The sequence below is a fragment of the Microbacterium sp. 18062 genome, assembly GCF_902706225.1.
Taxonomy (GTDB): domain Bacteria; phylum Actinomycetota; class Actinomycetes; order Actinomycetales; family Microbacteriaceae; genus Microbacterium.
The window spans coordinates 1-10,881 of the sequence record NZ_CACSKB010000081.1 but is presented as its reverse complement, the minus strand read 5'-3'; the positions used below and the strand labels follow the sequence as shown (position 1 = coordinate 10,881).

Below are 10,881 nucleotides of genomic sequence, written 5' to 3'. Positions count from 1 at the left end.
GGCGGGGGGGGCTCAGGCGGGGACGGGGATCGAGGCGGTCGCGACCGCCTCGATCACGTGCACCCGGTTCGAGTTGCGGCACGCCAGGCGCACCCGCTCGCCGACGCCCAGCGCCGACACGTCGGTCGACGGCGCCAGCGACGCGACGACCTTGCGCCCATAGTCGGTCACGACCTCGAGCCGGTAGCGTGAGCCCTGGAAGCTCACCAGGCGCACCACGCCCTCGATCGACCACGCGGGCGCCGCCTCGTGCGGCGCGACGATGCTCATGTCCTCGGGCCGGAGCACCGCGGTGCCGTCGACGAGCACACCGGTCGCGTCGTCGATCAGCCGGTCGTCGGACGTCGGGAGCAGGTTCGCCTCGCCGAGGAAGCTCGCGACGTACGCGTTCACGGGACGGCGGTAGAGGTCCTCGGGGCTCGAGACCTGCACCAGCTGCCCCTCGTGCATGATCGCGACGCGGTCCGACATCGTGAGGGCCTCGGTCTGGTCGTGCGTGACCGACACCGTCGTTATGCCGACCTTCCGCTGGATGCGGGTGATCTCCACCTGCATGTGCTCGCGCAGCTGCTTGTCGAGAGCGGCCATCGGCTCGTCGAGCAGCAGGATGCCGGGGTTCGCCGCGATCGCCCTCGCCAGGGCGACCCGCTGGCGCTGCCCGCCCGACAGCGACGACGGCTCCCGGTCAGCCATGCCCGGCAGCTGGACGAGCGCCAGCATCTCCTCGGCGACGGCCTTGCGCTCCTTCGCCGGCCGGCGGGCGGCCAGCAGCGGGAAGGCGACGTTCTCGCCGACCGTGAGATGCGGGAAGAGCGCGTAGGACTGGAACACCACCCCGACGTTGCGCTTCTGCGGGGGCCGCTTCTCGACGTTGACCCCGTCGAAGGCGACATGGCCCCCGTCGACGGCCTGGAGGCCCGCGATGACGTTCAGGAGCGTCGACTTGCCGCTGCCGCTCGCACCGAGCAGCGTGACGAACTCGCCGGGTTCGACATCGAGCGACACGCCCTTCAGGACGTGGTTCGCGCCGAGGGTGACGTGCACGTCGGACACGGAGAGGGCGATGGTCATTCGGGGACTCCTTCCGAGGCGACGGGGACCGCGGGGGTCCGGCGCCGCGTGGGGCGGTTTCGCCGGGAACGGCGCGACGTGAAGAGGGGGACGAGCGCAAGCACCGCGATCGCCAGGATGGACACGAGGGTGGATGCCGCCGTCAGCTCCGGGGAGAACGCCTCGGAGGCGGCGCTGAGCATCTTCAGCGGCAGCGTCTGCACGCCGGGCGGCAGCAGGAACACCGCGAGCACGACCTCGTCGAAGACGACGATGAAGGCGAACAGCGCACCCGACAGGAGGTAAGGGAGGAGGGCGGGCAGCTCGATCTTCCAGAGGATCAGCGGCCAGCGGGCGCCGAGCGTCCACGCGGCGGGGCGGAGCGCGGGATCGATGCGCGCGATGCCGCCCGACACGATCACGAACACGTACGGCATCGCGATCAGCGCGTGCCCGATGACGAGCGTCACGAGGGTCCCCCGGAGGAATCCGAAGTCCATGTTGACCCCGTAGAGACCGACCGCATAGGCGATGGGCGGCAGTGCGATCGGCACGATGAACAGCGTCCGGATCCACCGCTGCGCCTGGATGGAGCGCACGCGGGTGAGTCCGATCGCCCCGGCGACGCCGAGGATCGTCGCGATCGCGGTCGCGAGCGCGCTCTCCCACACCGAAAGCCAGAAGGATCCCATCCAGCGCCGGTCGCCGAGCACCTTCGCGTACCACTGCAGCGAGAACCCGTCGGGCGGGAAGAGGATGAAGCTCCCGGCGGTCCACGACGTGGCGACCAGGATCAGGAAGGGGACGATGAGCAGCAGGCTCGCGAGCAGTGCGATCGCGATGAGGGGGAGGCGATAGGCCCCGAGGCTGCGTCCGACGGTCGTGCTCATGCGCTCAGCCCCACTTCTCGCTGACCTTGAAGAGGCGATCGGAGACGAGGTAGATCAGCATCGTCCCTCCGACGAGCAGGATGCTCATGGCGGCGCCGAGGTCGGGCCGGTTCGCGGTGTTGAGCTGCGCGTTGATGACGCCGGAGACCGTCATGTTCGACGGGCCGCCGAGCAGCAGCGGTGTGACGTAGAAGCCCAGCGACATGACGAAGACCAGCACCCCGCCGCTGATGACCGAGGGGAGCATCTGCGGCCAGGTCACCGTGCGGAAGGTCAGCATCGCTCCCGCGCCGAACACGGTCGCGGCGTTCAGCTGCTCCTTGTCGATCGACTGCAGGGCGCTCATGACCGGCAGCACGGCGAACGGGAGCATGACGGCGACCATCGCGGGGTACATGCCGATCGTCGTCTGGTAGATCTCGAGGGGCTCGTCCGTGAGGCCGAGCAGGTTCAGGAACCAGAAGATCGCGCCCTTGGGCAGTTCGAGCAGCATCCATCCGAACGAGCGGACCATCACGGAGGTCCACAGCGACAACATGAGAGCGGCCACCAGCGCGAGACGCAGCCAGGTCGGCGAGGCGACGATGGCGAGGCCGTACGCCGCGCCGAGGATCATCGTGACGATCATCGTGACGAGCGCCATGAGGAGCGTGCGCCAGAGGGAGCCGACGAAGGCGGGCACCTCGAACATGCCGGGGTACGCCGCACCTCCGCCCTCGAACGACTGCAGGAGGAGGGTCAGCATCGGCAGCCCGAGCGCCACGACGAAGAAGATCAGCGGCGGCCACATGAGCCACCGGAACTCCGCCTTCGAGACGCCCAGCGCCTTGCGCCGGGGCGCTGGAACGGGGGCGGGGGCGATCGCGACGGTCGAAGTGCTCACTTCGTCATGCTCCAGGATCGACGTTGCAGGGGTGTTTCTGTCGCCTCGGGGTCAGGCATGGATCCAATCTATGCCGCAATGGATCCTCGCGCGTTGCCCCGGTGTTTCCGGGGCGTTACACGAGCATGGGAAACGCCCCCGGTCCGTGGACCGGGGGCGTTCGCGGGAGACCTGGGCGGGAGGCGTCAGCCCGCGAGCCACTCGGTGTAGGCGTTCAGGAGCAGATCCTTGTTCTCGGCACGCCACTCCTCGTTCCACTGCAGCAGGCCGTCGGCGTGATCGGGCGAGTTCACGACGTTCTCCGCAACCTCGTCCGACAGGTGGTCGAAGACCGCAGAGTTGACCGGGCCGTAGCCCGTGCGCTCGGTGAAGACGGCCTGGTTCTCCGGGTCGTTGACCCACTCGGCGAGGGCCATCACCGCATCCGGGTTGTTCGCCATCTCCGGAACGACGAAGCCGTTCAGCGCCTGGAAGGCGCCGTTCCACTGCACTGTGACGTCCTGGCCCGCGTTCTGCAGGGCCTTGAACTGACCCGTCACCGAGACGGCGATCGAGACGCTGCCGCTCGAGAGTAGCTGCTGCACCTCGGGGTAGGACTGGTAGAACACCAGGTCGTCGCGGATGGAGTCGAGCTTCGCGGTGGCGCGCTCCATGTCGAGCGGGTAGAGGTCCTCGAACGCGACGCCGTCGGCCAGGAGGGCGATCTCGTAGGAGCCGTCGAAGAAGCCCGGCGAGCCCGGCCAGGCGCGCTTCCCGGGGTACTTCTCGGTGTCGAAGAAGTCGACCCAGTCCTGCGGGCCGCCGTCGGCGAAGGTGTCGGTCAGCCACCCCTGGGCGACGCCGATGTAGAAGCCGCCCACCACGTAGGGCTGCAGGCTCTCGTCGATCAGGTCGCCGCGGGCGCCCTCGGGGATCTCCAGGATGTGGTCGGGGTAGGCGAGGATGTCGGCCGTGCTCACCTGGAACACGTCGTAGTCGCCCGCGTCGCCCTCGAGCATCGGGTAGTAGACGGCGTCCTCGATCGAGGTCGAGACGACGTCGACCCCGGTCTCCTCGATGAAGCCGTCGAAGTAGGCGATCTGCCGGCTCTCGTTCGTGGGCCCGCCGAAGTCGGCCCAGATGATCTGGCCGCTGATGTCGGCGGCGTCGCTCGTGCCGGAGCCGTCGGACGTCGCCGGACCGGCGCATCCGGTCGCGAGGGCTGCGACCGCGCCGACGGCGAGGCCGATGGTGGCGCCACGTCGGATTCGGTTCAGGGAAGGCATGTGTCGGGTGTTCCTCTCGGGTGGGGAGCGTTGCGGGTATGCGGTGCGGGAAGGCCGATCAGCCTGCGAGCCAGGCGGTGTAGGAGTTCAGCAGCAGCTCGTAGTTGTCGCCGCGCCATTCGTTGTCCCAGTAGAGGACCTGATCGGCGTGCTCGGGCGAGTTGACCAGGGACGCGGCGACGTCGTCGGGAAGGAAGTCGAAGACGGCGGAGTTGACCGGGCCGTAGCCGGTGCGCTCGGTGAAGACCGCCTGGTTCTCCGGGTCGTTGATCCACGCGGCGAGCGCGTCGATCTCGTCGGGGTTGCGCACATCCTTCGGCACGACGAGTCCCGACGGCACCGCGAACGCCTGGTTCCACTGCACGGTCACATCCTCGCCGGCGTTCTGGAGGGCGGTGAACTGCCCCGTGACCGTGACGGCGATCGAGACACTGCCGCTCGTGAGCAGCTGCTGCACCTCGGGGTAGGACTGGTAGAACAGCAGGTCGTCGCGGATGGTGTCGAGCTTGGCCTCCGCACGCTCGATGTCGAGCGGGTACAGGTCCTCCGGGGCGACGCCGTCGGCGAGCAGGGCGATCTCGTAGGAGGCGTCGAACGAGCCGGGGGCACCGGGCCATGCGCGCTTCCCCGGGAAGGCCTCCGTGTCGAAGAAGTCGACCCAGTCCTCGGGGCCGCCGTCGGGGAAGGTCTCGGTGAGCCAGCCCTGTGCCTCGCCGAAGACGAAACCGCCGAGGTAGTAGGGCCGGACGTTCTCCGGGAGCAGGTCGCCGCGCACGGACTGCGGCAGCTCGTAGAGGTTGTCGGTGTTCGGAAGCACCTCGGCGGAGCTCGCCTGGAACACGTCGTAGTCGCCGGGCTCGCCCGTCAGCATCGACATGTAGATGGCGTCCTCGATGCTCGTCGAGACGACCTCGACGCCGGTCTCCTCGAAGAAGCCGTCGAAGTAGGCGAGCTGGCGCGTCTCGTTGGTCGGCCCGCCGTAGTCGGCCCAGACGATGTCGCCGCTGAGCACGGGCGCATCGCTCCCGGGCGTCGAGGGCTCGCTCCCCCCGGAGCAGCCGGTGATGAGCGCCCCGATCGCGACGGCGGCGACCGCCGTGCCGACCATTCGATGCCGGCGTGTGATCTCAGCCATGATTGCGTTCCCCTCGGACCCGTACGCGATGGATTGTTGGATCCAATTCTGGACGGTGTGGATCCGTTCTACGTGTCCCCTGTGTTTCGTGTGTGTAAACGACCTCAGAGATCGATGACCGGCCCGCCCGAGAGGAAGCGATCGATCACGTTGCCCAGCAGACGCGCCACGTGCGTCCGGCCGTCGCCGTCCTCATCCGGGCCGTACAGCGCGCCCGCGAACCCGATCGATCCCGTGGAGAACACCGCTCCCCCGCCCTCCCGGGGGACGAGCGTCAGATCGGACCGGACGCGGGGGTTCCGCGCCCCGCCGAGGATCCGGCTGGTCATGTTGTAGTTCTCGCGGGACTCGAGCATGTCGTCGCTGTGCCCGACGGACGTCGCGAGCACCACGGCGTCGGGCGAGGTGCCGAACGGCGCGCTCGCCGAGTCGATCTCAAGGCCCGCCGCACCGCCGGAGACCCCCGACCGGCCGAAGTCGGCGTCGTCGATCCCCTCGAACACCCATTGCACGCGGGGATCCCGGGTCGCCCGGCGATAGCCCGCGGACGCGCCGGGGTTCCCCGCGGCGACGAAGCCCACGCCGAACGACTTCTGCGGCGCGCGTCCGCGGAAGCGCCAGATGCCGCCCTGCTCCCCGGTGGACGACAGGTGGTACTCGCCGGGATCGGCGAGCCATGCCTGGGTCGCCCCCCAACGACGGATCTCGATCACCTGCTCGTCCTGCGGGTCGTACCCGGTGACCCAGTACATGCCGTTCCCGCCCATGTAGAGGACCCTTCCGCCGCTCGAGGCGTACTCCTCGTACGCCTCGAGCATGGGGCCGCTGGCGTACTCCGGATGCGTGCCGGTGAGCACGGCGGCGTAGCGCGACAGCATCGCCGCGCCCTCGCGGTGCAGGTCGAGGTCGGTGACGACGTCGTAGGGCCGCCCGGTCCTCTCCAGCCAGTCCACGAGCTGCATGTCGCTCGTGAACTGCCAGACGGGCGCGTTGTGGTCGTAGACGCGTTCGCGCAGCGTGAGGATCGGACGCCGCCAGCTCGAGTAGAACACCGGCGAGCCGTCGCCGTGCACCTCGTAGAGCGACAGGCCGAGCTCCCGGCGCGCGTTGCGGAACAGCTCGTAGTCGTCGAGCGTCGGCACCATCTGGCTCCACACCTGGGTACGGGGACTGTCGACGCCGACGTGATCGTTCGCGTAGGCGAGGTACGAGTTGGTGGGCAGCACCAGCAGCAGCGGGGCGGTCGCGGCGCCCCGGGGCGGGGCGACGAAGACCGGCACGAGGTCCTCGGTGCCGTCGCTCGCCGTCAGCCGCACCGCGTAGACGCCGCTCGGCAGGTCATCCGGCAGGGCCAGCTCCCGCTGTGCGACCCAGCCGCAGTCGGTCAGGTCGTCGCGGTGGAAGTGCATCGCGGCGTACTCGGCGGGCGCGAACCGGGCGTCGAACACGTCGCCCCGCCAGCCCGACGACGTCACGAGACGATGCGGATGCTGCACGGCGACACCGTGGAGCCCGTGCGGGCCGACGTCGACGATGCCGGAGGTGTCGGTCACGCCCTCGCGTCCGATGCCGGCGGCGAGGTCCCACGCGGCGAGCAGGCGAGGATGGCGGGCGAGCTCGGCTCGGTCGCCCGGCGCCTCGGCGTCCGCGACGATCACCGGATTCTCGATGCGGCCGTCGAACAGGTGCTCGGGCGTACGGCCGTCGCGGAGGGCGCGGCATCCCCAGACGAGCGAGCCCGGCGATGCGACGACCCGTGCCCCGATGACGGCCGACGCCGTCTCGGGCGGTGCCGGCCGGCGGACGAAGCGGTTGGACGCGAAGCTGCCCGCCTGCGACACCTCGATCGACAGTCGCCCGCCCGCGCGTCCCGGGATGCGGGCGACGACCTCCACCCAGCACCCCGCCGCGAGCGGCTCGCCGGCCGACAGCGAGACGGGGCCCGCGGAGGTGCCGACCCCGACCATCGCCCGCCCCTCGGACGTCAGCCCGATCCACCATCCGGCTCCGTCGAGGGCCTGGGCGACCACGACCTGCGCGCCCGCGACCGCGTCACCGGGCCGCGTGGGCATCATCGCGAAGGCGACGGTGAGGCCGTCCTCGCCCACGGGCACGCCCGGGAACCGGGCGAACGATCCCGGCTCGGTGGGCTGCACGACCCCCCGCGCGCCCACCGGGTCCACGGCCGGCACCGGGACCGTCCGCCGCTCGACCCCGGCGGAGGGGATGGCGAGCGCCTGCAGTCGCACGAGCTCCCCCGTCCACTGCGCCGCAGCCGTGCTCACGTGCAGCGCGATCCGGTCGCCGGGGCGATACGAGACCCGGTCGGTGTATCCCATCACGCGTTCCGTCACGACGACGGCGGGCGCCTGCTCACCCATGTCTCCCGCTCTCCCTCTCCTCGCTCATGCTCTCGTCGCTCATGCGGGGTATACCTCGCGTCCACCCACGACGGTGCGGCGCACCGTGGCCGCGGCGAGCTGCTCGTCGGTGGCCAGCACCGGGTCGACGTCGACCTCGATCCAGTCGGCCAGCATCCCGGGGGCGAGGCGGCCGCGCTCGCCGTCGGCGAAGCAGTAGTAGGCCGCGTCGACCGTCCACATCCGCAGCACCTCGGCGGCGCCGAGCGCCTGCCTCGGACCGAGTGCCTCGTCGCGGCCCCGCACGCGGCGGCTGCGCGCCTGCCACATGCCGAACAGCGGAGACATCGGGAAGTCGGGTCCGTCCGACCCGCCCGCGAGCCGCACGCCGGCATCGACCCAGTCGCGAAGGGGCGCGGTGCCCTCGGCGGCCGCACCGAAGCGATCGGCGATGCCCGCCGCGACGCGCCACTGCATCGCGGGCTGTGTCGACAGCACGACGCCGAGCCGGGCCGCGAGCCGCATCGACTCGGGCGAGGGCCACAGGTAGGCGTGCATGATCGAGAACCGCAGCCGGCCGATCGGATGGCGCCGGTCCGCGCGCTCGAAGCACTCGAGCACGCGACGGACCGCCTCGTCGCCCACGGTGTGCACCGCCAGCGACCAGCCGCGCTCGGCGGCGTGGTCGGCGAGCTGCTGGAAGGTCTCGTCCGAGCACACCTGGGTTCCGTGGTAGCCCGGGCTCCCCGGCCACTCGCGACCCAGCAGCGCGGTGCCGAAGCCTCCCGTGCCGTCGACGTAGACCTTGAGCGGGCCGATGCGCAGCGTCTCATCGCCGAAGCCCGTCACGGTGCCGAGACCGTCGAGGTACTCGCGCGCGGGCACCGCCGTGTCGACCAGCGGCATCGCCATCGTCCGCAGCGTCAGCGTGCCGCGCTTCCAGGCCTCCTGGTAGACCGAGAGCTCCAGCGGCGAGAGCCCGGGCTCCGCGGCGCCCGTGATGCCGAGGGAGTGCAGGTGGTGCTGCGCCTCGACGAGCGCCGCGTGGAGCTCGTCGCGGTCGATCGCCGGGATGTGGGAGAAGACCAGGTCGGCGGCGGGCCGCTCGATCAGGACGCCGGTGGCCTCACCGTCGTCCTCCCGTTCGATCGTCCCGCCCGCGGGATCCGGCGTGAAGCGGTCGATCCCCGCGCGGCGGAGCGCCTCCGTGTTGACGATCGCGTCGTGCGTGCGGCGATCGAGGTACAGCGCCGTGCCGCCCGAGACCGGATCGAGGTCGCGGCGGTCGGGGAGCCGCCCCTCGGCGAGGTCCTCGGCGTGGAAATGCGCCCCGACGACCGCCCACTCGAGGTCGGGGCGGGCCTCGAGCCAGTCGCGCACGCGCTCGACGACCTCGGCGACCGAGGCCGCGTCGGTGATCGTGAGCCTGCGCCGTTCCAAGCCCGCGATGAGCGTGTGCACGTGCGCGTCGATGAATCCGGGCAGCACGGTGCCCGCGACCTCGAGGAGCCGTGCCCGGGGAGCTGCATCCCGGAGCTCGCAGACGTCGCCGAGGGCGACGATGCGGTCGCCCCGGACGACCATGGCCTCCGCGAGCGGACGCATCGGATCCATCGTGCGGATGCGGCCGTGGCCGCGAACGATCGTCTCGTTCGCGGCCACGGCGTGCTCGGAGTGGCTCAAGACGCCAGCCAGCCGGTGTACCAGTTGAGCAGCGCCTCGGTGTTCTCGGCCCGCCAGGGCGAGTCCTGGTAGACGATCGTGTCGTGGCTCGGCGCGGTGACCAGGTTGTCCTGCACGTCGGCAGGGATGTGGTCGTACGCGTCGGGGTTTCCCGGGCCGTAGTTGGTGCGGACGGAGAACTCCGCCTGCAGCTCGGGGTCGTGGAAGACCTCGGTCAGGGCGAGGATGTTCTCCGGGTTCGGCGCCATCTTGGGGATCGCGATCACGTTCGGCGCGACGATGGCCTGGTCCCAGGAGACGGAGACGTCCTCGCCGGCGTTGCGAAGGGCCGCGAACTGCCCGCTCGGGCCCATCGCGATCGCCGCGGATCCCGACACGAGGAGCTGCTGGATCTCGGGGTAGGAGCTGTAGAACACGATGTTCGGCCGCAGCTCGTCGAGCTTGTCCGTGCAGCGGTCGAGGTCGAGGGGGTAGAGGTCGTCGGGGGCGACGCCGTCCGCGAGCAGCGCGATCTCGCAGGTGCTGTCGTAGCTGCCGGGGCTGCCGGGCCAGGCCCGCATGCCCGGGTACGTCTCGACGTCCCAGAAGTCGGCCCAGGTCTGGGGGCCGCCGTCCGGGAACGTGCTCGTCAGGTATCCCTGCGCGTGCCCGACGAAGAACGTGCCGAACGCGTACGGGCGGATGTCCTCGGGGAGCTCCTGGTCCTGGTACTCCTCGGGGATCTCCAGGACGTTGTCGATGTTCGCGTAGACCTGGTCGAGCCCGACGTGGGTCGCGTCGTAGTCACCCTCGCCGCCGGCCATCATCGTGTTCTGGATGGCGTCTTCCACGACGACGGAGATCACCTCGACGCCGGTGTCCGCTGTGAACGGGTCGAAGTAGATCTCCTGACGCGCCTCGTTCGTGGGACCTCCGAAGTCCGCCCAGATGATCTCGCCGCTGAGGACGGCCTCGTCGCCGGCGGTGTCGGGGGCGTCCGCGGAGCCGGCGCAGCCGGCGAGCAGCACGGCCGTGCCGAGGACGGCGACGCTCGCGAAGGACGCACGTCGCGATCGAGCGGAGAAGGAGTGCATGGCGGAACCTCCATGTTCGGATGCTAGTGGATCCAATATATCCAATGATGGATCCTGTTTCGTGAACACGATGTGACGGAGTTGTTTCCTCCTCTCGGCACCCCTGCGGGACCCTCCGTGGGAGGGGGAAGTCCGGTCGCTGAGCGAGCGCGGCGAGACGAAGCGCCCCAGCGGAACGGGTTCCGCGACCCTTCGTCTCGTCGCTTGCGCTCCTCGCTCAGGGACTGAGATCGGAGGCTTTCGGGTCAGCTTCTCCGCGCCCCTGCGGGGCCCTCTGTGGGGTGCGAAAGTCCGGTCGCTGAGCGAGCGCGGCGAGACGAAGCGTGAGGACTTTCGGGTCAGCTTCTCCGCGCCCCTGGCGGGGCGCTCCGTGGGGTGGGGAAAGTCCAGGCAATGCGCCTGTTCAACCAGAACGGGTTGCGTCCGGCAAGGTGGTGTACGAACCGGTGACCGTGTCGCTGCTGACGTAGCGACGGTCACCGCGTGATTCTTCGAGAGAACTCTTCACATCCATCTCGAAAGGACCTCGACGATGACCGTCG

The 10,881-nt window shown here is 70.2% G+C and carries 8 protein-coding genes; all 8 read right to left on the bottom strand.

The window, feature by feature from the left end:
* Positions 1–12 precede the first annotated feature (12 nt).
* The 8 genes from GVL03_RS18170 to GVL03_RS18135 all read right to left on the bottom strand — a co-directional run bounded on the left by GVL03_RS18170 (position 13) and on the right by GVL03_RS18135 (position 10,339).
* Entirely contained in the window at positions 13–1,071 is a 1,059-nt protein-coding gene (locus GVL03_RS18170) for an ABC transporter ATP-binding protein (protein WP_159502424.1), read from the bottom strand.
* Entirely contained in the window at positions 1,068–1,940 is an 873-nt protein-coding gene (locus GVL03_RS18165) for an ABC transporter permease (RefSeq protein ID WP_159502423.1), read from the bottom strand. The genes GVL03_RS18170 and GVL03_RS18165 overlap by 4 nt, the downstream gene beginning before the upstream one ends.
* Positions 1,941–1,944: 4 nt before the next feature.
* On the bottom strand, positions 1,945–2,823 hold the full coding sequence (locus GVL03_RS18160) for an ABC transporter permease (RefSeq protein WP_159502422.1): 879 nt from the start codon (positions 2,821–2,823) through the stop codon (positions 1,945–1,947).
* Between the two features lie 185 nt (positions 2,824–3,008).
* On the bottom strand, positions 3,009–4,088 hold the full coding sequence (locus GVL03_RS18155) for an extracellular solute-binding protein (RefSeq protein ID WP_159502421.1): 1,080 nt from the start codon (positions 4,086–4,088) through the stop codon (positions 3,009–3,011).
* Positions 4,089–4,146: 58 nt separating this feature from the next.
* On the bottom strand, positions 4,147–5,223 hold the full coding sequence (locus tag GVL03_RS18150) for a PotD/PotF family extracellular solute-binding protein (RefSeq protein WP_159502420.1): 1,077 nt from the start codon (positions 5,221–5,223) through the stop codon (positions 4,147–4,149).
* Between the two features lie 104 nt (positions 5,224–5,327).
* A complete protein-coding gene (locus GVL03_RS18145) occupies positions 5,328–7,604 on the bottom strand; it encodes a N,N-dimethylformamidase beta subunit family domain-containing protein (protein WP_159502419.1) in 2,277 nt (758 codons plus the stop codon).
* Between the two features lie 39 nt (positions 7,605–7,643).
* Positions 7,644–9,266 (bottom strand): amidohydrolase, encoded by a 1,623-nt coding sequence (locus tag GVL03_RS18140; protein ID WP_159502418.1) that lies wholly within the window; start codon positions 9,264–9,266, stop codon positions 7,644–7,646.
* Complete coding sequence (locus GVL03_RS18135; RefSeq protein ID WP_159502417.1) at positions 9,263–10,339, bottom strand: PotD/PotF family extracellular solute-binding protein; 1,077 nt, start codon at positions 10,337–10,339, stop codon at positions 9,263–9,265. Before GVL03_RS18135 ends, GVL03_RS18140 begins: the two co-directional genes overlap by 4 nt.
* Between the last annotated feature and the right edge of the window lie 542 nt (positions 10,340–10,881).

Bases quoted from the DNA above. Each gene is read 5' to 3' on its own strand.
- GVL03_RS18165 (WP_159502423.1), bottom strand. From the start codon at position 1,940: ATGAGCACGACCGTCGGACGCAGCCTCGGGGCCTATCGCCTCCCCCTC.
- GVL03_RS18150 (WP_159502420.1), bottom strand. From the start codon at position 5,223: ATGGCTGAGATCACACGCCGGCATCGAATGGTCGGCACGGCGGTCGCC.
- GVL03_RS18155 (WP_159502421.1), bottom strand. From the start codon at position 4,088: ATGCCTTCCCTGAACCGAATCCGACGTGGCGCCACCATCGGCCTCGCC.
- GVL03_RS18170 (WP_159502424.1), bottom strand. From the start codon at position 1,071: ATGACCATCGCCCTCTCCGTGTCCGACGTGCACGTCACCCTCGGCGCG.
- GVL03_RS18135 (WP_159502417.1), bottom strand. From the start codon at position 10,339: ATGCACTCCTTCTCCGCTCGATCGCGACGTGCGTCCTTCGCGAGCGTC.
- GVL03_RS18145 (WP_159502419.1), bottom strand. From the start codon at position 7,604: ATGGGTGAGCAGGCGCCCGCCGTCGTCGTGACGGAACGCGTGATGGGA.